This window comes from Bacillus sp. MMSF_3353 (genome assembly GCF_030733445.1).
Lineage (GTDB): Bacteria > Bacillota > Bacilli > Bacillales > Bacillaceae_G > Bacillus_A > Bacillus_A wiedmannii.
The window spans coordinates 456530-479537 of sequence record NZ_JASHJA010000001.1; the positions used below are offsets into that span (position 1 = coordinate 456530).

General features: G+C 36.3%; 22 protein-coding genes. 19 read left to right on the plus strand and 3 right to left on the minus strand.

What is annotated here, in order from left to right; all coding sequences use genetic code 11:
• Nucleotides 1-42: 42 nt before the first annotated feature.
• Nucleotides 43-237 (minus strand): hypothetical protein, encoded by a 195-nt coding sequence (locus tag RBB48_RS02475; RefSeq protein ID WP_002107729.1) that lies wholly within the window; start codon nucleotides 235-237, stop codon nucleotides 43-45.
• Between the two features lie 470 nt (nucleotides 238-707).
• Here RBB48_RS02475 and accB point away from each other — a divergent pair, with 470 nt between their 5' ends.
• The 15 genes from accB to RBB48_RS02550 all read left to right on the plus strand — a co-directional run bounded on the left by accB (nucleotide 708) and on the right by RBB48_RS02550 (nucleotide 17115).
• Entirely contained in the window at nucleotides 708-1196 is a 489-nt protein-coding gene (accB, locus tag RBB48_RS02480; protein ID WP_000472875.1) for an acetyl-CoA carboxylase biotin carboxyl carrier protein, read from the plus strand.
• 16 nt (nucleotides 1197-1212) lie between these two features.
• A complete protein-coding gene (gene accC, locus RBB48_RS02485) occupies nucleotides 1213-2565 on the plus strand; it encodes an acetyl-CoA carboxylase biotin carboxylase subunit (RefSeq protein ID WP_000592872.1) in 1353 nt (450 codons plus the stop codon).
• A 23-nt stretch (nucleotides 2566-2588) separates the two neighbouring features.
• Nucleotides 2589-2981 carry an Asp23/Gls24 family envelope stress response protein gene (locus tag RBB48_RS02490; RefSeq protein WP_000807630.1) on the plus strand — a complete coding sequence of 131 codons (393 nt, stop codon included), beginning with the start codon at nucleotides 2589-2591 and terminating at the stop codon, nucleotides 2979-2981.
• 347 nt (nucleotides 2982-3328) lie between these two features.
• Nucleotides 3329-3721: a N utilization substance protein NusB gene (nusB, locus tag RBB48_RS02495; protein WP_000830244.1), complete on the plus strand. Its 393-nt coding sequence runs from the start codon at nucleotides 3329-3331 to the stop codon at nucleotides 3719-3721.
• 23 nt (nucleotides 3722-3744) lie between these two features.
• Entirely contained in the window at nucleotides 3745-4605 is an 861-nt protein-coding gene (gene folD, locus RBB48_RS02500; RefSeq protein WP_306007359.1) for a bifunctional methylenetetrahydrofolate dehydrogenase/methenyltetrahydrofolate cyclohydrolase FolD, read from the plus strand.
• A 26-nt stretch (nucleotides 4606-4631) separates the two neighbouring features.
• Nucleotides 4632-5990, plus strand: coding sequence for an exodeoxyribonuclease VII large subunit (xseA, locus tag RBB48_RS02505; RefSeq protein ID WP_000415269.1), 1359 nt, complete (start codon nucleotides 4632-4634; stop codon nucleotides 5988-5990).
• Complete coding sequence (gene xseB, locus RBB48_RS02510) at nucleotides 5980-6210, plus strand: exodeoxyribonuclease VII small subunit (protein ID WP_306007360.1); 231 nt, start codon at nucleotides 5980-5982, stop codon at nucleotides 6208-6210. The genes xseA and xseB overlap by 11 nt, the downstream gene beginning before the upstream one ends.
• Nucleotides 6210-7100, plus strand: a complete 891-nt coding sequence (ispA, locus tag RBB48_RS02515) for a (2E,6E)-farnesyl diphosphate synthase (protein WP_000150365.1) — start codon at nucleotides 6210-6212, stop codon at nucleotides 7098-7100. Before xseB ends, ispA begins: the two co-directional genes overlap by 1 nt.
• A 302-nt stretch (nucleotides 7101-7402) precedes the next feature.
• Nucleotides 7403-9295, plus strand: coding sequence for a 1-deoxy-D-xylulose-5-phosphate synthase (dxs, locus tag RBB48_RS02520; protein WP_046956368.1), 1893 nt, complete (start codon nucleotides 7403-7405; stop codon nucleotides 9293-9295).
• 3 nt (nucleotides 9296-9298) lie between these two features.
• Nucleotides 9299-10138 (plus strand): TlyA family RNA methyltransferase, encoded by an 840-nt coding sequence (locus RBB48_RS02525; protein ID WP_001274751.1) that lies wholly within the window; start codon nucleotides 9299-9301, stop codon nucleotides 10136-10138.
• A 142-nt stretch (nucleotides 10139-10280) separates the two neighbouring features.
• On the plus strand, nucleotides 10281-10730 hold the full coding sequence (gene argR / locus RBB48_RS02530; protein WP_001032581.1) for an arginine repressor ArgR: 450 nt from the start codon (nucleotides 10281-10283) through the stop codon (nucleotides 10728-10730).
• A gap of 265 nt (nucleotides 10731-10995) precedes the next feature.
• Entirely contained in the window at nucleotides 10996-12735 is a 1740-nt protein-coding gene (gene recN / locus RBB48_RS02535; RefSeq protein WP_000947743.1) for a DNA repair protein RecN, read from the plus strand.
• A gap of 118 nt (nucleotides 12736-12853) precedes the next feature.
• Nucleotides 12854-14152: a SpoIVB peptidase gene (spoIVB, locus tag RBB48_RS02540; RefSeq protein ID WP_048546381.1), complete on the plus strand. Its 1299-nt coding sequence runs from the start codon at nucleotides 12854-12856 to the stop codon at nucleotides 14150-14152.
• 287 nt (nucleotides 14153-14439) lie between these two features.
• Nucleotides 14440-15234 (plus strand): sporulation transcription factor Spo0A, encoded by a 795-nt coding sequence (spo0A, locus tag RBB48_RS02545; protein WP_033658812.1) that lies wholly within the window; start codon nucleotides 14440-14442, stop codon nucleotides 15232-15234.
• A gap of 354 nt (nucleotides 15235-15588) precedes the next feature.
• A complete protein-coding gene (locus RBB48_RS02550; RefSeq protein ID WP_306007361.1) occupies nucleotides 15589-17115 on the plus strand; it encodes a glycosyltransferase family protein in 1527 nt (508 codons plus the stop codon).
• A 186-nt stretch (nucleotides 17116-17301) separates the two neighbouring features.
• Here RBB48_RS02550 and RBB48_RS02555 read toward each other — a convergent pair whose 3' ends face one another.
• On the minus strand, nucleotides 17302-17448 hold the full coding sequence (locus RBB48_RS02555; RefSeq protein ID WP_001247671.1) for a YycC family protein: 147 nt from the start codon (nucleotides 17446-17448) through the stop codon (nucleotides 17302-17304).
• 50 nt (nucleotides 17449-17498) lie between these two features.
• On the opposite strand from RBB48_RS02555, the gene RBB48_RS02560 reads away from it, so the two are divergent.
• A complete protein-coding gene (locus RBB48_RS02560) occupies nucleotides 17499-18227 on the plus strand; it encodes a glycerophosphodiester phosphodiesterase (RefSeq protein WP_046957511.1) in 729 nt (242 codons plus the stop codon).
• Nucleotides 18228-18275: 48 nt separating this feature from the next.
• On the opposite strand, the gene RBB48_RS02565 is transcribed toward RBB48_RS02560, so the two are convergent.
• Entirely contained in the window at nucleotides 18276-18509 is a 234-nt protein-coding gene (locus tag RBB48_RS02565) for a DUF2627 domain-containing protein (RefSeq protein ID WP_001190196.1), read from the minus strand.
• Between the two features lie 136 nt (nucleotides 18510-18645).
• On the opposite strand from RBB48_RS02565, the gene RBB48_RS02570 reads away from it, so the two are divergent.
• The 3 genes from RBB48_RS02570 to RBB48_RS02580 all read left to right on the plus strand — a co-directional run bounded on the left by RBB48_RS02570 (nucleotide 18646) and on the right by RBB48_RS02580 (nucleotide 22948).
• The gene (locus RBB48_RS02570) at nucleotides 18646-20718 is read left to right on the plus strand and encodes a sigma-54 interaction domain-containing protein (RefSeq protein ID WP_046957510.1); all 2073 of its coding nucleotides are present in this window, start codon (nucleotides 18646-18648) and stop codon (nucleotides 20716-20718) included.
• 195 nt (nucleotides 20719-20913) lie between these two features.
• Nucleotides 20914-21813: a phosphate butyryltransferase gene (gene yqiS, locus RBB48_RS02575; RefSeq protein WP_046957509.1), complete on the plus strand. Its 900-nt coding sequence runs from the start codon at nucleotides 20914-20916 to the stop codon at nucleotides 21811-21813.
• 34 nt (nucleotides 21814-21847) lie between these two features.
• Nucleotides 21848-22948 carry a leucine dehydrogenase gene (locus RBB48_RS02580; RefSeq protein ID WP_000171359.1) on the plus strand — a complete coding sequence of 367 codons (1101 nt, stop codon included), beginning with the start codon at nucleotides 21848-21850 and terminating at the stop codon, nucleotides 22946-22948.
• Nucleotides 22949-23008: the final 60 nt, after the last annotated feature.

Consider the following 23008-nt stretch of genomic DNA (forward strand, 5'->3'; position numbering starts at 1 on the left):
TACGAATCGGATTGTTTGAAAATAGTTATAGAAAAAAAGCTATCATTTTCGATAGCTTTTTTCTGTTTCGTCTTTGTAGTTGTTTTTATTATGTTCAACTCGGAACGGAGAAATACGCTGTGAGTAAAAGATTAGCGGTTCATGGTAATGATGATTACTTTTTCCGGATTTGACGTGGATGAAGAGAACGAATGCCCAGACCATTACGGCAGGTAAGAAGAGAATGAGCCATATCATATGTCCACACCTCGATACGATATATTTTCTACACTTTGAACATACTATTCTTATATGAAGGAATGATGAACGGTGTGTAAACAAAAAAATAATATTTGGTAAAAATATGTTGTTGACTATAGATGAGGTGAAGAGTGGAGTGGTAATGATTTGTTTATTTTGTAGCATTGTGAAAAAAGTAAGGAATGTTTTTTTAGAAGTGGTCTTGCCAATTTTGTGTGAAACTTGGTATTATTACTAGGTAATAAATTTTTATTGGAATAATATTTTTACAGGAGTTTCGATTTATTATAAAGAAATATAAATTGGAATGTTTAAAAAATTTATCGTAAGATGGAAATAGCAATTATTTCTATTAGTAAATGAAATGCATTTTCTAATAGAGTACATCGTATTTTTACAGTCAATCTAGTTTTAGTGACGATAATCTGTAAAAACGGGACAAACAAGAGTATGGGAGTGGATTTTACATGTTTAAAATTCAAGAAGTTCGTGAATTAATTAAATTAATTGATAGCTCTAATATTGATGAATTTGAATACAAAAAAGATGGTACGACAATCAAAATGAAAAAGCGTGGTAATGAAGTTGTTGCGGTGCAAGCACCTGTAGCAAAACAAGTCGTGCAACCAGTAGCACCTGTTGAAGTTGAAACAACAGTAGCGGCAGCACAAGTGGAAGTACCAAAACAAGAAGAGCAAAAAGTGGTTCAAAATGAAAACCTACATAAAATTACATCACCGATGGTAGGTACATTCTATTCTTCATCTTCGCCTGATACACCTGCATATGTAAGTGTAGGAGACAGAGTATCAAAAGATTCTATCGTATGCATTGTTGAGGCTATGAAGTTATTTAATGAAATCGATGCAGATGTAGATGGGGAAATTGTTGAGATTCTTGTTAATAATGGACAGCTTGTTGAGTATGGACAACCGCTATTTCTTGTAAAAGCGTAATAAGGGAGTCTTTGTGATGATAAAAAAAGTATTAATAGCCAATCGTGGGGAAATTGCTGTACGAATTATTCGTGCTTGTAAAGAAATGGATATTGAAACAGTCGCAATTTATTCAGAAGCAGATAAAGAGTCACTTCACGTACAAATTGCTGATGAGGCGTATTGTGTAGGACCAACGATTTCGAAAGAAAGCTATTTAAATTTGACGAACATTATTAGTGTTGCGAAGTTAACAGGCTGCGATGCTATTCATCCAGGATACGGATTTTTAGCAGAGAATGCAGATTTTGCAGAGCTATGCCGTGAATGTAACTTGATTTTTATCGGTCCAAGTCCAGAAGCTATTTCAAAGATGGGCACAAAAGACGTTGCTCGTGATACAATGAAAGAAGCAGGGGTTCCGATTGTACCAGGTTCACAAGGGATTATTAAAAATACCGAAGAAGCGATCGAGCTTGCTAATCAAATTGGATATCCAGTTATTATTAAAGCAACTGCAGGTGGCGGCGGAAAAGGTATTCGTGTTGCACGCCATGAAGAAGAGCTTGTAAAAGGAATTCAAATTACACAGCAAGAAGCTAGTACCGCTTTTGGGAACCCTGGTGTATACTTAGAAAAGTACGTTGAAGATTTCCGCCATGTTGAGATTCAAATAATGGCAGATACACATGGAAATGCCATTCATTTAGGAGAGCGTGATTGTACAATTCAGCGCCGCTTGCAAAAACTACTAGAAGAAAGTCCATCACCTGCACTTGATGAAAATGTTCGCAAGCAGATGGGTGATGCGGCAGTTAAAGCGGCGGTAGCGGTTGATTATACAGGTGCTGGTACGGTTGAGTTTATTTATGAATATAGAACGAAAAGCTTTTATTTCATGGAGATGAATACGAGAATTCAAGTTGAGCATCCAGTTACTGAAATGGTAACAGGGATGGATTTAATTAAAGAACAAATTCGTGTTGCTTCTGGAGAAAAGTTATCGTTACAGCAAGAAGAAGTACAATTTAATGGTTGGGCAATTGAATGCCGAATTAATGCGGAAAACCCTGCCAAAAAATTTATGCCATCCCCAGGTAAAGTAGAAATGTACTTGCCACCAGGCGGATTTGGTATTCGCGTCGATTCAGCTGTATATCCGGGATATTCAATCCCACCTTTCTATGATTCGATGGTTGCTAAATTAATTGTTCACGGAAAAACACGTGAAGAGGCAATTGCAAAAATGAAGCGTGCACTCAGTGAGTTTGTCATTGAAGGCGTACATACAACAATCCCGTTCCATTTGCAATTGCTAGATCATCCTGATTTTGTAAAAGGTGAGTTTAATACGAAGTTTTTGGAAGAGCATGAACTTGTGACGCAGTGATACATTAAAGGAGGTTTTTTTTCATGGCTGAACATATGTTAGATATGGGTCAAGATACAACTCTTGGTAAAGTAGAAATTGCACCAGAAGTAATTGAAGTAATCGCAGGTATTGCAGCTGCTGAAGTAGAAGGTGTAGCGGCAATGCGTGGTAATTTTGCTACAGATGTTGTTGAGAAGTTAGGTAAGAAAAATCATGGTAAAGGTGTAAAGGTTGAATTAGCAAACGAAGATATTATCGTTGACCTTTATGTTGTAATGTATTTTGGCGTAGCAATTCCAGTTGTTGCACAAAAGATTCAAGACAACATTCGCCAGGCACTCTTTACAATGACAGGGCTTGAGCCAAAAGAAGTGAATGTTCACATCGTTGGCGTAACATTCGAAACACAAAAAACAGAAATTGAACCAGTGTAAGAATGAAAAAGGTGCCTAGTAACATAGGCATCTTTTTTATCGTTTCATTTCTTCACAAATTAAAACCCTCTAATTATTATACTATTTCAAAAAATAAGAAATCAAAAAGAAGATGTTTCGTTTTTCCAAAAAACGTACATTGTGATAAGATATGGAACTTGAAGTTAATCTTTTTATTATTTTTCAGCCTTGTAACCCGTGTGTGAAACGATAAATTGTGTTATTATCATTGTATTATAAGGTTGGAAAATCAATGAAAACTGTAAGAGTAAGTGAATTGACGGCTTATAAATTATAATAATATAACAAAGCATAAGGAAAGACTTGAAGCATAAAGGAGAGTTACAATGAAACGTAGGACGGCTAGAGAAAGAGCTATGCAAGCATTATACCAAATGGATATTACAGGTGAATTAGAACCGAAAGTAGCGGTGGAAAACACGCTAGATGAAGGTGAAGAAACAAATGATTTTTTAGAATCACTTGTAGTAGGTTTTGTAGAAAATAAAGAAGTAATTGATGAAGCGATTCGTCAAAACTTAAAAAAATGGAAGCTGGAGCGTATTAGTATTGTTGATCGCAGTATTTTACGTGTAGCTGTGTATGAAATGAAATACATGGAAGAAATTCCACACAACGTAACAATTAACGAAGCGATTGAAATTGCTAAAACATTTGGGGATGAGGAATCTCGTCGTTTTATTAACGGCGTTTTATCTAATATAAAAGATACACTGTAATTTCTTTAAGGGGGAATCTTAAAATGGTAGCAGTAATCATCAAAGGAAATGAAGTTGCGGAGAAAAAACGAGCACAATTAACAGAAGAAGTTGTGAAGTTGAAAGAGCAAGGGATTGTACCAGGATTAGCAGTTATTCTAGTTGGAGAAGATCCAGCATCTCGTTCTTATGTAAAAGGAAAAGAAAAGGGCTGTGAACAAGTAGGAATCTATTCAGAGCTAATTGAACTTCCTGAAACAATTACTGAGGAGCGTTTGCTTGCTGAAATCGATCGCTTAAATGGCGATGACCGTATTAATGGCATTTTAGTGCAATTACCTTTACCAAAACATATTGAAGAAAAAGCTATCATTGAAAGAATTTCACCAGAAAAAGATGTAGATGGATTTCACCCAATCAGCGTGGGACGTATGATGACGGGACAAGATACATTCCTTCCATGTACACCGCACGGTATCGTAGAATTAGTAAAAGAAACAAATCTTGATATCTCAGGAAAACATGTTGTAATAATTGGAAGAAGTAATATTGTCGGCAAGCCAGTGGGGCAATTGTTCTTAAATGAAAATGCAACTGTCACATATTGTCATTCTAAAACGCAAAATATGAAAGAGTTAACGAAGTTAGCTGATATTTTAATCGTAGCTGTTGGACGACCTAAAATGGTAACAGCTGATTATATTAAAGAAGGAGCGGTTGTAATCGACGTTGGTGTGAACCGTTTAGAAACAGGTAAACTTTGTGGTGATGTTGACTTTGACAACGTGTTAGATGTTGCAGGTTACATTACACCTGTGCCAAAGGGTGTTGGTCCAATGACGATCACAATGCTTCTTCATAATACTGTTGAATCTGCTAAGCGTGCAGGTGTCGTTTGTAAATAATTTGAGTCGGCTATGAGGAGAGAGAAATGGAAAAACAATATTTAACCGTTACAGCGTTAACACGCTATATAAAAACAAAAATAGAATATGATCCGCATTTGCAGTCTGTTTGGTTAAAAGGTGAAATTTCCAACTTTAAAAATCATAGTCGTGGCCACATGTACTTTACATTGAAAGATGAAAATGCAAGAATCGCAGCGGTTATGTTTGCGGGTCATAATCGTAATATTAAATTCAGACCTGAAAATGGGATGAAGGTACTTGTGAAAGGGAAAATTTCCGTTTACGAGGCGAGTGGTTCTTATCAAATTTATATTCAAGACATGCAGCCTGACGGAGTCGGAAACCTGCATTTAGCTTACGAACAATTAAAGGTTCGTTTAGAGGAAGAAGGTTTGTTTTCTCAAGTTTATAAAAAAACAATTCCTCCTTACGCTAAAACAATAGGTGTGATTACGTCGCCAACAGGGGCAGCGATTCGTGATGTTATAACAACGATTAAACGTCGTTATCCAATTGGAAATGTTATTGTGTTTCCGGTACTTGTACAGGGGGAGTCAGCAGCTCCCTCAATTGTACAAGCGATTCGTACAGCGAATGAAATGGGAGAGATAGATGTCCTAATCGTTGGGCGAGGGGGAGGCTCTATTGAAGAGTTATGGGCTTTCAATGAAGAAATGGTAGCAAGGGCAATCTTTAAGAGTGAGATCCCTATTATTTCGGCAGTAGGCCATGAAACGGACTTTACAATTGCGGATTTTGTTGCCGATTTACGTGCGCCAACACCGACTGCAGCAGCTGAGCTGGCAGCGCCTAACATTATAGAGTTACAAGAAAAGGTATTACAAAGAACTCTAAGATTGCAAAGAGCAATGAGAGAGTTAGTACATAAAAAAGAAGAAAAACTACAAGTATTGCAAAAATCTTATGCGTTCCGTTATCCAAGACAAGTATATGAGCAAAAAGAAGAGCAATTAGATAGAGCGTTAGAACAGCTTGTTTTAGCGAAAGAGCGCTATATTGATAAAAAGGTAAATCAGTTAAAACAGCTTTCATTTTATTTAGAGAAGCACCACCCAGCTCAAAAAATTATGCAAACGAAGGTAGCGGTTGAAACATTGCAAAAGCAATTGCAACGTGAAATGCAAACATTACTTCAAACGAAAGAATTTGCCTTTGTAAGAGCTGCTCAAAAACTTGAAGCGTTAAGTCCGCTTAAAGTAATGATGAGAGGGTACGGGCTTGTATATGATGAAGAGAAGCAAGTGTTAAAAAGTGTGAAAGATGTCAGCCTTGGAGATGCTGTTTCAGTTCAATTACAAGATGGAATACTAGATTGTAGCGTATCAGGCATAGAGGAGCGTGAATTGAATAATGGAAAATAAATTAAGCTTTGAAGAGGCAATTTCGCAACTTGAGCACCTCGTTTCTAAGCTAGAGAAAGGTGACGTACCTTTAGAAGAAGCAATTTCTTATTTTAAAGAGGGTATGGAATTATCTAAGCTTTGTGATGAGAAGTTGAAGAACGTACAAGAACAAATGGCAGTTATTCTTGGGGAAGATGGAGAGCTTGAACCGTTTACTGCTTTAGGAGATGAAGCATAGTGACTATTGCTTTTGATACTTTTTTGAAAGAAAGTAAAACTTTCGTAGAAGAGAAGCTTGTAAGCTATGCAAATGAATTACAATGTCCAAATGTACTTCGTGAAGCGATGGCATATTCTTTGGAAGCGGGTGGAAAGCGTCTCCGCCCGTTACTTTTATTTGCGACATTACAAGCGTTTGGTAAAGAAAGAAATCTTGGAATAGGTGCAGCTTGTGCTCTTGAAATGATACATACATACTCGTTAGTTCATGATGATTTACCTTGTATGGATGATGATGATTTAAGAAGAGGTAAGCCCACAAATCATAAAGTATTTGGTGAAGCGATGGCAGTTTTAGCAGGCGATGGTTTGTTGACGTATGCTTTTCAAGTTATTATGGCATATGAACAAAAGGAAATCTCTGCTGAAAAAAAAGTAAGACTTGTACTTGAGCTTGCAAAAGCGGCAGGACCAGAAGGAATGGTTGGCGGACAAGTGGCAGATATGGAAGCTGAAGGGAAACAGCTTACGATTGATGAGTTGGAGTATATTCATAAGCATAAGACTGGGAAACTACTTGAATTCGCTGTACTTGCAGGATCGATACTTTCTGATGCCACAGAAGAACAAGAAGAAAAGTTACTTGCGTTTGCAAAATATATCGGCCTAGCTTTCCAAATTCGAGATGATATTTTAGATGTGGAAGGAACCGAAGAAGAGATTGGAAAACCGATTGGTAGTGATGTTTCCAACGAAAAGAGCACATATACGACGTTATTTACTGTAGATAGAGCGAAGGATATTTTAGAAGAAACAATTGCAAAAGCAAAAGGTGCTATTGGTTCCTTGCAATTACAAGATGAATATTTACTATCTATTTGCGATTTGATTGCAAAACGTAATAACTAATATAACAGCGTTTCCATTTGTTGAGTCATTCATCATTTTATGATATAAATGTAGGAAAAGGTTTTTCTTTTCTTGTTATTGGCAAAAATATATGTAGATTACATTGCCGTTATCACTTCGTGTTAGCGGCTATTTTTTTCATCGCCTAAAGAAATATGGTTTATAATAGGATTAGGGCGCAATAGACTGGTTAATTGCAGGACAAGGTGAAAAATAAAAAAAGATAATTTCTTGTTTTGTGTAAATGTTTTTTATAATATTTGACATGTTGACAGATTATGAAATGAAAGTGAGTGATCCATGTGGATCTAACGCAAATTCAAAACCCTAGTTTTTTGAAAGATATGTCTATCGGTGAACTAGAGGGATTGAGTGAGGATATTCGTAAGTTTTTAATTGAAGAGCTCTCTCAAACAGGTGGACATATTGCACCTAATTTAGGTGTAGTAGAACTCACAATTGCTCTGCATAAATTATTTGATAGTCCGAAAGATAAATTTTTATGGGACGTAGGACATCAATCCTATGTACATAAAATTTTAACAGGACGTGCAAAGGAATTCGGTACATTAAGGCAATATCAAGGTCTATGTGGTTTCCCAAAACGTTGCGAGAGTGAGCATGATGTATGGGAAACTGGCCATAGCTCGACATCATTATCTGCTGCAATGGGAATGGCTCTAGCACGTGATTTAAAGAAAACGAAAGAATATGTTATACCAATCATTGGAGATGGTGCTCTAACCGGCGGAATGGCTTTAGAGGCATTGAACCATATTGGACATGAAAAAACAGACATGATTGTTATTTTGAATGATAATGAAATGTCAATTGCACCAAACGTTGGTGCGCTTCATAATGTACTTGGACGTCTACGTACCGCAGGGAAATACCATTGGGTAAAAGATGAACTAGAGTATATATTAAAGAAAATCCCAGCAGTCGGTGGGAAAGTTGCTGCGACAGCAGAGAAAATAAAAGATAGTCTTAAATATTTACTAGTATCCGGTGTCTTTTTCGAAGAATTAGGCTTTACATATTTAGGTCCAGTTGATGGGCACGATTATGAAAAGTTATTCGAAACGTTGCAATATGCAAAGAAAACAAAAGGCCCAGTGCTTGTTCATGTTATTACGAAAAAAGGAAAAGGTTATAAACCAGCTGAGAGTGATGTTATTGGAACTTGGCATGGAACAGGACCTTATAAAATTGAATCAGGTGACTTCGTTAAACCGAAAGAAGTTGCACCAGCATGGAGTGCTGTTGTTAGTGATACAGTACTTAAGCTAGCGAGAACGGATGAGCGTATCGTTGCAATTACACCTGCAATGCCTGTTGGATCGAAACTTGAGAAATTCCAAAAAGAATTCCCGGATCGTATGATTGATGTAGGTATTGCAGAACAGCATGCTACAACAATGGCGGCGGGTATGGCAACGCAAGGAATGAAGCCATTCTTAGCGATTTATTCAACATTTTTACAAAGAGCATATGATCAAGTTGTTCATGATATATGTCGCCAAAATTTAAACGTCTTCATCGGAATCGATCGCTCTGGTTTAGTAGGAGCAGATGGTGAAACGCATCAAGGTGTATTTGACATCTCATTCTTACGTCATTTGCCGAATATGGTACTTATGATGCCGAAAGATGAAAATGAAGGGCAACATTTAGTATATACGGCGATGCAATATGAAGATGGACCAATCGCATTACGTTATGCGCGCGGTAATGGACTTGGTGTTCATATGGATGAAGAATTAAAGGCGATTCCAATCGGTACTTGGGAAACGTTAAAAGAAGGTACACAAGCGGCTATTTTAACATTTGGTACGACAATACCAATGGCAATGGAAGCAGCTGAGCGTCTTGAAAAGGCTGGAGTTTCAGTGAAAGTAGTGAACGCTCGCTTTATTAAACCGATGGATGAAGCATATTTACATGATCTCTTAGGGAAAAATATACCGATTTTAACGATTGAAGAAGCTTGCTTAATTGGTGGTTTTGGAACGGGAGTAGTTGAATTTGCATCTGAGAACGGGTACCATAGTGCGTTAATTGAACGAATGGGTATTCCAGACCGTTTCATAGAGCACGGTAGTGTAACAAAATTATTAGAAGAAATTGGTTTAACGACAGATGCTGTTGTAGACCGTATTCATACAATGATTCCATCAAAACAAAAAAGGGCGTAACAAATGAGTGCAAAAAAAGAAAGAGTAGATGTACTATTAGTAGAGCGAGGACTTATAGAAACACGTGAGAAAGCAAAACGCGCCGTTATGGCCGGACTTGTATATGCGAATGAGATGAGACTTGATAAGCCAGGAGAGAAGATCCCACAAGATACAGAGATTACGGTGAAGGGACAAGTTATGCCGTATGTAAGCCGTGGTGGTTATAAACTTGAAAAGGCATTGGAGACATTTCACCTGGATTTACAAGATAAAGTTATGATAGATATTGGTTCATCAACTGGTGGCTTTACAGATTGTGCGCTTCAAAACGGAGCGAAATTATCTTATGCATTAGATGTAGGATACAATCAACTTGCGTGGAAATTGCGTCAAGATGAGCGTGTTGTCGTAATGGAACGGACAAACTTCCGTTACGTGACACCAGCAGACTTAGAACGTGGTTTACCGCAATTTGCTAGTATCGATGTTTCATTTATATCATTAAAGCTTATACTGCCGGTTTTAAAAACAATGCTTATGCCTAATGGGGATGTAGCAGCGTTAATTAAACCACAGTTTGAAGCTGGAAGAGAGCAAGTTGGGAAAAAAGGTATCGTTCGTGATCGAAAAGTACATGAGGCTGTCGTAGAAATGATTGTCGACTTTGCTATAAAAGAAGGATACGACGTAGAAGGTTTAACATTCTCACCAATTACGGGCGGGGATGGTAATATTGAATTTTTAATTCATCTGAAATGGCATGGTGAACGTGAGAATGGCGAAAATCATTCTCCAGTTTCTGTTGAGCAAGTAGTTACAGAGGCGCATGATGTCCTAAAACAAAAAGGAAAAGGGGAATAACATATGTTGTTCCTCTTTTTGTTGTAATTGTATAATGATTGTAAAAACAATTGTGTACAAGCAACGAATTATAAGTTAACATAAATAAGTGAAGTATACCAATGTTTAAACTATGGTAAGAGATAGTGTGAGGTGCAAATGTATGAATAAAGGTCAGCGCCATATTAAAATCAGGGAAATTATTGCGAACAAAGAAATTGAAACACAAGATGAATTAGTTGATATTTTACGTAATGAGGGATTTAATGTAACGCAAGCAACAGTATCGCGCGATATTAAAGAACTGCACTTAGTGAAAGTGCCATTACATGATGGGCGCTATAAATATAGCTTGCCAGCAGATCAACGATTTAACCCGTTACAAAAATTAAAACGCAATCTAGTGGATTCATTTGTAAAATTAGACACGGCAGGACATATGCTTGTGCTAAAAACATTGCCTGGTAACGCTCATTCACTTGGAGCACTTATTGATCATTTAGAGTGGGATGAGATCATCGGAACCATCTGTGGTGATGATACTTGCTTAATTATTTGCCGTACACCTGAAGATACAGGTGTTGTCTCTGATCGTTTCTTAAATATGTTGTAAAAAAAATCTTGTTTGCTTTCCTCTGTAAAGTGGAAAGTGAACAGGATTTTTTTATTGGTTAAAAATGTGAATTCTTAATTGTAATATAATATTTTCTTTGAATAAAATTAGAAAATAGGTGGATTGACCCGTAAAACGAATGTTTGGTACAATGGAGCGGTTAGAAAAGTAATTTATACATACAAACATATAGTTTGACTATTTGAATGAAGAACTGAGAAAAGCCCTTAATAGGGGATTAGTTTATAACGAGGTGAATGGGGCATTGTTATCGGAATTATCGATTAGAAACTTTGCTATTATTGAGGCATTAAATATTTCTTTTCAAAAAGGGTTAACGGTTTTAAGTGGTGAAACAGGGGCCGGAAAATCGATTATTATTGATGCGATTAGTTTACTTGTAGGTGGCCGTGGTTCAGCGGAATTTGTTCGATACGGAACAGAAAAAGCTGAGATAGAAGGGCTATTTTATGTAGAAGATGATAAGCATCCGTGTATTGAAAAGGCAGAAGAGTTGGATATAGAAATAGAAGACGGCATGATTATTTTGAAGCGTGATATCGCTGCAAACGGAAAAAGTGTATGTCGTGTAAATGGGAAACTGGTCACCCTTAGTATATTAAAGGAAATTGGAAAAACACTTGTTGATATTCATGGGCAGCACGAAACACAAGATTTAATGAATGAAGAGCGTCATATGTTTATGCTTGATCATTTTGATGGAGATCGCATTGTTAAACAATTGGGTATATATCAAAATGTATACGCTGACTATGAGAAATTAAAAAAACAGTTAAAATCGTTAAGTGAAAATGAACAACAAATGGCGCATCGCTTAGATTTAATTCAATTCCAGCATGAAGAAATCAGTAAGGCGGATTTAAAGATGGATGAAGAAATTGAATTAACTGAAGAACGATTGCAAATTTCTAATTTCGAAAAAATTTACAAAGCATTAGGCGATGCATATCGCTCATTAAGCGCTGACGGACAAGGGTTAGATAATGTACGAAGCGCAATGGGACAAATGGAGAGTATTACACATTTAGATGAAGTTTATCAAGAAAATCATGATTCAATTGCAAATAGCTACTACTTATTAGAAGAAGTTGCATATCAACTTAGAGAAAAGCTCGATATGATGGAATATGATCCGAAGCGTTTAGACGAAATTGAAACGCGTTTAAATGAAATTCGTATGCTAAAGAGAAAATATGGAAATACTGTAGAAGAGATTTTAGCGTATGCTGATAAAATTGAACAAGAAATTTTTACGATTGAAAATAAAGACGTTCATATTGAAACGACGAAGAAGCAATTAAAGGAATTAGAAAGTGTTATTCTGCAAGAAGCAACGTCGTTAAGTAATATGCGTCATGAGCTTGCAGAGCATCTTACAAATGCCATTCATCAGGAATTAAAAGAATTATATATGGAGAAAACAAAATTTGAAGTGAGAATCATGAAGAGAGAAGGAAATGCTGAAGAGCCTCTTGTTGAGGGTGCCCCGGTAAGACTTACGGCGGATGGCTACGATCATGTGGAATTTTATATTTCAACAAATCCAGGTGAGCCGCTAAAACCACTTTCAAAGGTCGCTTCTGGCGGAGAGTTATCTCGTATTATTTTGGCTTTAAAAAGCATTTTTTCTAAGCATCAAGGTGTTGCATCTGTTATTTTTGATGAAGTGGATACTGGTGTAAGTGGTCGGGTTGCACAGGCTATTGCGGAAAAAATTTATCGAGTATCAGTAAACTCGCAAGTACTTTGTATTACGCACTTACCTCAAGTAGCTTCAATGGCGGATTCACATTTATTTATTCGAAAACAAGTAGCGAATGATCGGACAATTACATCAGTTACCGTTTTAACTATGGAGGATAAAGTAACAGAAATAGCTCGAATGATTTCTGGTGTGGAAATTACAGATTTAACGACAGAACATGCGAAAGAATTACTTACGCAAGCGCATCATTTTAAACAGACAGCAGAGGCTATCCAGTAATGGATAGCTTTTTTTCTCAAATAATGATTTCTTAATTCTTCCGGTTATAAATAAAGCACTGCAAGGAGAGATTAAAAAGTGAAGCCAAGAGGCTGAATGTGGGGTAGGAGCGAGGAGAGTGAACAAATTGAGATTAGAAAGATTTCGCAAAATAATAGGTCTTTGTCTCCTTGTTTCTTTAGTTTTTATTGGGTGTTTTAAACCGCTTCGGACGTTTATTTCATCCCCGAAGCAACTTGTTGTTTTTGAAGGGCAACAATCAGAAATAGCTTCATTACCAGTTTTTCACGCTTCATCTACAGATCGTCATGTGTTTACAGTAAGTTCCAATGAACAAAAACAAGGACTTATGGTAAATCCTCATCAAAATGGTGAAGCAGATATGGTGTTTCAGCTTGCTGGTTTTCCAGTGAAAAAAGTAAATGTGAAAGTATTGAAAGATTTTAAAGTTATTCCAGGTGGACAATCAATTGGTGTGAAGTTAAATACAAAAGGGGTACTTGTTGTAGGCCATCATTTAATTCAAACTGAAAAAGGGAAAGTATCTCCTGGTGAAACAGCTGGTGTGCAAATTGGAGATATGATTACTGAAATTAATGGTAAAACAATTGAAAGAATGAGTGATGTAGCACCATTTATTCATAATAGTGGTGAGACAGGTGAACCGCTTAATCTTGTTTTGTTAAGAGATGGAAAACATATCCGCACTAAGTTAACACCACAAAAAGACAGTGGAGAATCGTCTTATCGTATTGGTTTATATATTCGTGATTCGGCAGCTGGAATCGGAACAATGACATTTGTTCATCCTGATTCTATGAAATATGGGGCACTTGGTCATGTCATTTCTGATAACGATACGAAAAAGCCGATTCAAGTCGAAGATGGACAAATTATGCGTTCGACAGTTACATCAATTGAAAGAGGTAGTCATGGGAATCCAGGAGAGAAATTAGCGAGGTTCTCACCAGATCGTGAAGTGATTGGTAATATTACAATAAATAGTCCATTTGGTATATTCGGGAAATTGAATACAAATATACCAAATGGCGTAATGGATAAAGCGATGCCTATTGCACTATCTCATCAAGTAAAAGAGGGACCGGCAAAAATATTAACAGTTATTGATAAAGATAAAGTGGAAGCGTTTGATATTGAAGTTGTAAGTACAGTACCGCAAAAGTTTCCAGCTACAAAAGGCATGGTAATAAAAGTAACAGACAAACGTTTATTAGCGAAAACGGGTGGTATCGTACAAGGCATGAGCGGAAGTCCAATTGTACAAAACGGGAAAGTAATTGGTGCTGTTACACATGTATTTGTAAATGATCCAACGTCAGGATATGGTGTTCATATTGAATGGATGTTACATGAGGCTGGAATTAACATTTATGAACAAGAAAGAAAAGCGAGCTAATTATTAATTAGCTCGCTTTTCTTTTGAAAAATTCGTTGAAATTTTGTAAAAGCTCCGCAAGAGGTGTTTTTTGTTGTAAAATAAAAGAAAAGGGTTGAACGTTTCGTTGTATTTCTATGATGGAATGTGTTGCGAAAGGGAATAAATGAACGATAAACATATTTTTTTGTGATTTTATCGGAAAGTAACAAACTTTAAAAGGGAATTTTCACACAATTGTCGAACAATTCATGTAGCCTAGAAGGATACACATGTCGGAGAATCGATTCGGTAAGGGAGGAAAAGCTGTGGAGAAAATTAAAGTCTGTCTTGTAGATGATAATAAAGAATTAGTATCAATGCTAGAGAGTTACGTAGCTGCTCAAGATGATATGGAAGTAATCGGTACTGCTTATAATGGTCAAGAGTGTTTAAATTTATTAAATGATAAGCAGCCGGATGTACTTGTTTTAGACATTATTATGCCACATTTAGATGGTTTAGCTGTACTAGAGAAAATGCGAAATATTGAAAGGCTAAGACAGCCTAGCGTAATTATGTTGACAGCATTTGGACAAGAAGATGTGACGACAAAAGCTGTTGATTTAGGTGCTTCATATTTCATATTAAAACCATTTGATATGGAGAATTTAACGAGTCATATTCGTCAAGTGAGCGGTAAGGCGAACGCTACCATTAAACGTCCACTTCCATCTTTCCGTTCAGCAACTACAATAGATGGAAAACCGAAAAACTTAGACGCGAGCATTACGAGTATCATTCATGAAATCGGTGTGCCTGCTCATATTAAAGGGTATATGTACTTAAGGGAAGCAATCTCTATGGTGTACAATGATATCGAATTACTTGGATCTATTACGAAAGTATTGTATCCAGATATCGCGAAGAAATATAATACAACAGCAAGCCGCGTCGAGCGTGCAATCCGTCACGCAATTGAAGTAGCATGGAGTCGTGGGAATATTGATTCTATTTCGTCCTTATTCGGTTATACAGTATCCATGTCAAAAGCAAAACCTACGAATTCCGAGTTCATCGCAATGGTTGCGGATAAGCTGAGACTTGAACATAAGGCTAGCTGAGAGTAAAGATAGTAAGGGATTTAAGTTTTAGTAAAGCTTAATCATTCTTTAAATTTATACTCGATATTAAATGTAAAACCAATGAACTTTTTATTTAATGACCAATGAATTTTAGAATTCGTTGGTCTTTTTATTTTATTGAGAACAAGAGATCATTTGATATCATGGAAGATAAATCCTGTTTTTAGTAATATTACATATAAGTGAGTTTTTTATAAGATAATTAAATAGGTATAGATAGGGAGAAGGGGAATGAAAAATAAAATATTAACTTGGCTAGGAATAGTAGCAGCTATGGGAGTTCTTGCTGTTGCAGTTATATTTGGAAAGTTAGAGATATAGGAGAATGGATGAATGACTTTAAAAAAAATAGTGAATCGAGCTTACCCAATCATTGTTATGACGGTGTTTTTATCTATATTTTCAATGATAGTAAGTAAATTTTTTATCCCCAAAACAATTTTGATGAGTGGTGAATTTCCTTATCCGACTGAGGAGTACACTCCCAAAAAAGTCGGTGCTGTTCTAGCGGCGACGTTGCTTTTATTTGCGCTCTTCTTTATGTATTATAAATGGGTTATTAATAAAATGAAAAGAACGTACACAAATATTATGATTGCTTTAGGTATCGTAATCATTTTGACGACGGAAATAATGATTACTTCTATCGCATTTAACCCTGTTGTAGGAGATTATGCCATCCTTAAACAAGGAATTGTCTCTGTGTTTAATGGAGATAATCAATTTTTAGAAATGGGACAGCTTCTATTTTATCCATATAATACACATATTGTATTATTAGGAGGATATTTTGCTAAATTGGTAGGAAGCGTAGATGTGGCGATAAAAATATTACCAATAGTATGTATAACAGGTAGTATTATTTTAAATGTATTGATTGTAAGGAAAATTACAAACTTTAAAGTTGCTCACATATCGATCGTGTTATCTGTGCTAAACGTTTTTATATATTGGCAGGCGCCAGTTTTCTATACGCATACATTAGTAATATTTTTTATTTCAGCAACGATGTATACATATTTATGTTTGAAAACAGCGGAAACAAAAAGGTTGAAGATTATTTTATGGATTTTATTAGGAGTTTTTGCGGCTTGTACTTATATTATAAGACCGACAGCATTGGCGTTAGCGTTAGCGATTTTAATTGAGAATATTTTTAAATTTCGTAAGAAGTATTCTGTAAAGGTGTTAAGTAGTGTTTTATTTTGTTTAATCCTTATTGTAAGTTTTAAAAGTATAACGACAAAGCTAAATCTCAGTACCGATAATGAAATTGAAAAAATTCCATTCACTCATTGGGTGAAAATGGGGTTGAACAAAGATACGTACGGTGTGTGGAATCAGGCAGATGCAGATTATATTGATGATGAAAACATAAAGAATACGAAGGATTTAAATGAACACAATAAAGAAGTTATAGTGCAGCGTTTCAGTGAATTTGGTGTAACGGGTTATGTACACCATTTAAATGAAAAAATAACTAGAGAATGGGTATCAAGTCAGTTCTCCATGTACCGTATTGGACAATGGTTTGAGCAGAAGAACGACACGATAACTAATTACGTATCGAACTATAGTACAACGAAGTATAAAATCGTTACTGTATATTCGTATGTTATCAAATTATTTGTTTATGTAGCTGTTCTGGCGGCTGTTATACTTTATAAAAAGAAAGATGAAAATGAATCGGAAGTTATACGAATTGCGATGATTAGTACGTTAGGGGTGTTTACTTTCTTATTACTATGGGAAACAGCTCCTCATTATACTTATGAAGCATTTGCATTTATAAATATTCCAGCTTCTTTAGGGTTGTATAAATTGTTTATGATTTTTAATAAAGAAAAGAAACATGCATAATTTGAGTAACTGAAATGAGTAGTAAGAAACCCCTCTTTTATTAAAAGAGGGGTTTTAATTTATTGATTATAAATGTTTGAAAAAAAGATTAAATGGAATCATAGTATATCTGTTAAAGGATTTTAGTAGGGAAGTCATCCGTGATATAATAGAAAATAATAAAAAGCCCTGCAAAACAGGACTGTATTATTCTTCGTCTTTATTTTGTTTTTCTAATTCAACTAACTTTTGAATTAGAATGTGCTGCGGCATATGCATAAGTTGTTCAAGTGGAACACCTAATGCTTTTGATAGGCGGACTGCAGTGTCTGGAGAAATTTGTAATGGTCTCATAGAAGTACCTCCTTTTTCGTATAGTATAGCATAAGATTGGGGGAGTGAGGATGACTCTTATATTTGCACATCGTGGTGCAGCGGGAACGTACCCAGAAAATACAATGATTTCATTTGAAGCAGCTGAATCTTTTAGAGCAGATGGAATTGAACTTGATGTTCAATTAACGAAAGATGGAAAAGTTGTCGTCATTCATGATGAAACAGTGGACCGGACAACAAATGGAAAAGGTGCGGTTCGTAATTATTTATATGAGGATTTATGTAAATTAGATGCGAGCTATAAATTCGGTGATAAAGTAGGCTTTTGTAAAATACCTCTTTTAGAAGAGGTGTTAGAATGGATTGATAAAACAGAGTTGCTACTTAATATTGAACTGAAAAATAATAAAGTTCCATACAGAGGTTTAGAGGAAGAAGTTATAACGCTTGTACGGAAATGTAATCTAGAAGATCGTGTTATATTTTCTTCATTTAATCACTACAGTATGAAAAGGTGTCATATGATGGCTCCTGATATTCAAACAGCGATTTTATATCGCGAAGGTTTACATAGTCCGTGGGCGTATGCGAAAAAAATGGGCGCTACAGCAGTGCACCCTAATTATCGTTATCTTCAAGATGCTGTTGCTGAATTAACGATGGAGAGTGGTATAGAGGTTCGCCCTTATACAATTAATGAAGAAACGCTTATGCGTAAATATTTTGATATGAATATTTCGGCGATTATTACTGATTATCCTGAAACGGCAAGAATGTTATTGCCAATAAAAAAATGAGACCGCATGTAACGGTCTCATTTTTTATTTATAAATAGTGGAGCTTTCCTATCTTTTAAAGCGAGCTTGTACTTTATTTCGTTTACGGTCTCGGTGTAAGACGAAGCCGCCAAAAATATAAAACCCGAGCGCGAAGCAAAGAGCGCCAATTAAAAATTGTAACCACAGTATAGAGAGTGGAGGAAATAGAATCCCGAATACAGTATCTCTCATTAACTTAATGCCAAACACAGCTAATGAAATAGGGATGAGTGCTAATGATAGAGCAAGGTAACGCTGCATATAAACGCTCCTTTTCAGATTATTTTGTTTATTTCAATGATGTTATATGAAAAGGGGGTTTGTCAAGAGGGGGCTGAACGAGTAAGATAAGGGTGTGAAAAATTTTGCAGAAGTACTTCGAGAGGAAGTGTAATATATGAAACAAAAAGTTTTAATTGTTGGTGCAGGTGAAGGTGGTAGTACACTGCTGAATCTGTTACAAAGTTCAAATATATTTCAAATTATAGGAATTATTGATATAAATCCGATAGCAAAGGGATTACAAATGGCTAAGGAATATGGGGTTACAATTGGAGAGAGTGTAACGCCGTTTCTTTCTATGCATATTGATGTAATGTTTGATATGACGGGTGACGATGATTTACATAAAGATTTAATAAAGAAAAAGCATAAAGATACTCTTCTTATACCAGGTGATATTGCGAAAATTGTTACGAGATTAGCACATGAGAAGGAAGGTTTAATTGGAAAGTTAGAAGAACAGACGCAGCAAGGGGATTTAATTTTAAATTCTACGCATGACGGTATGATTGTGATTGATCGAGAGGGACAAGTACGCCTATTTAATAAAAGTGCAGAGCGTATTACCGGATATAAAAAAGAAGATGCGGTAGGGAAATATATTTTAGAAGTTATTCCGACTAGTAAGTTGCTTCGTATTATACGTACGAAACAAATAGAAGTAAATTATGAACTGACATTAGAAAATGAAAAGAAAATTATTACAACCCGTATTCCAATATTAAAAGAGGGAGGAGAGGTACAAGGAGCATTTGCGATTTTTAAAGATATAACAGAGGTTGTAGATCTTGCGGAAGAAGTTACAGATTTAAAGGAGATTCAAACGTTACTTGAGGCGATTATCAACTCGTCTGAGGAAGCAATTTCGGTCGTGGATGAAAAGGGAAGAGGATTAGTAATTAACCCTGCCTATACGAAATTAACAGGTTTAACAGAAGAGGACATTATTGGGAAACCGGCTACAACTGATATTGTAGAAGGTGAAAGTATGCATATGAAAGTACTTCGAACGCGTAGGGCGGTACGCGGAATACATATGAAGATTGGACAAAAGAAGCGTGATGTAATTGTAAACGTAGCGCCAGTTATAGTGGATGGGATATTGAAAGGAAGCGTTGGTGTAATTCGTGACGTATCAGAAATTCAAAAGTTAACAAATGAATTGAATAGAGCAAGGCAAATTATTCGAACGTTAGAAGCGAAATATTCATTTGATGACATTGTCGGAAATTCAGATGAAACAACGGCTGCTATTGAACAGGCGAAACTTGGAGCGAATACACCAGCAACAGTATTACTACGCGGAGAATCTGGAACGGGTAAAGAATTGTTTGCACATGCAATTCATAATGGAAGTAATCGAAAATATAATAAATTCGTCCGGGTAAACTGTGCTGCTATTTCCGAGACTTTATTAGAAAGTGAATTATTCGGTTATGAGGAAGGTGCATTCTCAGGAGCAAAAAGAGGCGGAAAACGAGGTTTTTTTGAGGAAGCGAATAACGGTAGTATCTTTTTAGATGAAATAGGAGAATTGTCTGCAAATACGCAAGCGAAACTCCTTCGCGTGTTGCAAGAAAAAGAAATTGTAAAAGTTGGTGGAACGAAAGCGATACCTATAAATGTCCGGGTAATTGCAGCGACACATGTGAATTTAGAAAAGGGCATTCTAGAAGGAGAGTTTAGAGAGGATTTATATTATCGATTAAATAAAATTCCAATTCACATTCCGTCTCTTCGTCAGCGAAAAGGAGATATACCGGCAATTGCAGACAGATTGATTCAAAAAATTAACCAAGATTATGGTCGGAATGTAGAGGGGCTCACTGATTCGGCTATTTCATATTTACAATCATATGAATGGCCAGGAAATGTGAGGGAGCTTGAAAACATTTTAGGACGAGCTATTATCTTTATGAATTATAACGAAATATATATTGATGTCCATCATTTACCACCTTTACATACAGAAGAGCAGACTGAGGTAAAACAAAATAACTTATTACCTGAATTAGAAGAAAAGCCACTTGAACAATTAGTGACAGAGTTTGAAGGGCACATCATTCATGAATGTTTAGAGAGGTTTGATGGAAATAAAACAAAAACTGCAAGAGCATTAGGAATTTCGGTTCGAAATTTATATTACAAGCTAGAAAAGTATGAGTGTGCAAAAAATAGCATGCAATAAATTGCGTACCGTGCAATTTATTGCATGGTATACAAAATGCGACAAAACAAGACAGAATGTTTTGTTATTTTCCAAAGTATTGATTTTACTGCATTTTGAATGCGTTTTCATTATTGGTAAGACCACTTTTAAAAGTTGGCACGGTATTTGCTTTATAAATAGACGAGGGACGACGGAAAGGGTTGATTACAAAATATGAAGTTAGAACACTTAATTGATCAAGCAGCAGGACAGCCTAAAAAAACTGTGGCTGTAGCAGTAGCTGAAGATCATGAAGTAATTGAAGCTGTAGCGAAAGCAATTAAATTACAGCTAGCTCAATTTCGTCTATATGGAAATCAAGAAAAAATAATGGGGATGCTACAAGAACATGGTTTACAAACTTCAGAACACATTGAAGTGATTGCAGCCCAGTCAAATGCTGAAGCTGCAGAACTTTCTGTTAAAGCTGTAAGAAATGGCGAAGCAGATGTGCTTATGAAGGGAAACATCCCAACAGCAAATATTTTGAAAGCTGTATTAAATAAAGAGTGGGGACTTCGTAAAGGTAGCACACTTTCACACGTTGCAGCATTTGAAGTTCCAAATTACGATCGTCTTATCTTTGTTACAGATGCAGCGATGAACATTGCACCTGATGTAACACAAAAAGCTGCTATTATACAGAATACTGTAGAAGTTGCCCAGGCAATAGGAATGGATTTGCCAAAGGTAGCACCAATTGCAGCGGTAGAGGTTGTTAATCCTGCGATGCAAGCGACAATTGATGCAGCGATGTTAACTCAAATGAATCGCCGCGGACAAATTAAAAATTGTGTCGTTGATGGACCACTTGCTTTAGATAATGCAGTATCACAAATTGCAGCAGAACATAAAGGCATAGTAAGTGATGTAGCAGGTAAGGCAGACATTTTACTCGTCCCAACGATTGAAGCTGGAAATGTGCTATACAAATCACTCGTATACTTTGCGGATGCAAAAGTAGGAGCTATGATTGCTGGCGCAAAAGCACCGATTGTTTTAACATCTCGTGCTGATTCAGCAGAAACAAAAGTATATTCATTAGCATTGGCAGTTGCGACTGCTTCAAAATAAACCAAAAAGGGTAAAACACTAGGGGGAAACGACAATGACATTAGAAATCTTCGAATACTTAGAAAAATATGATTATGAGCAAGTAGTATTTTGTCAAGATAAAGAATCTGGTTTAAAAGCAATCATCGCAATTCATGATACAACACTTGGACCAGCTCTTGGAGGAACAAGAATGTGGACATATGATTCTGAAGAAGCGGCGATTGAAGATGCATTGCGTCTTGCAAAAGGGATGACATACAAAAACGCAGCAGCTGGCTTAAACTTAGGTGGTGCGAAAACAGTAATTATCGGTGATCCACGTAAAGATAAGAGCGAAGCGATGTTCCGTGCATTAGGACGTTACATTCAAGGACTAAACGGACGTTACATTACAGCTGAAGATGTTGGTACAACAGTAGATGATATGGATATTATCCACGAAGAAACTGATTTTGTAACAGGTATTTCACCATCATTCGGTTCTTCTGGTAACCCATCTCCAGTAACTGCATACGGTGTTTACCGTGGTATGAAAGCAGCTGCGAAAGAGGCTTTCGGTACTGATAATTTAGAAGGAAAAGTAATTGCGGTTCAAGGCGTTGGTAATGTAGCATATCACCTATGCAAACATTTACATGCTGAAGGAGCAAAATTAATCGTTACAGATATTAATAAAGAAGCTGTACAACGCGCGGTAGAAGAATTCGGTGCATCAGCAGTTGAGCCAAATGAAATTTACGGTGTTGAATGTGATATTTACGCACCATGTGCATTAGGCGCAACAGTTAATGACGAAACTATTCCACAACTTAAAGCAAAAGTAATCGCAGGTTCTGCAAATAACCAATTAAAAGAAAATCGTCACGGCGACATGATTCATGAAATGGGTATTGTATACGCACCAGACTATGTTATTAATGCTGGTGGTGTAATTAACGTAGCAGACGAATTATATGGATACAATAGAGAACGTGCACTAAAACGTGTTGAGTCTATTTATGACACAATTGCAAAAGTAATCGAAATTTCAAAACGTGATGGCATTGCAACTTATGTAGCAGCAGATCGTTTAGCTGAAGAGCGCATTGCAAGCTTGAAAAACTCTCGTAGCACATACTTACGCAACGGTCACGACATTATTAGCCGTCGCTAATCATTCATATATTACTTTTACAAAAGGTGTGGTTACCTCTTATGAGGTTTCCACCTCCTT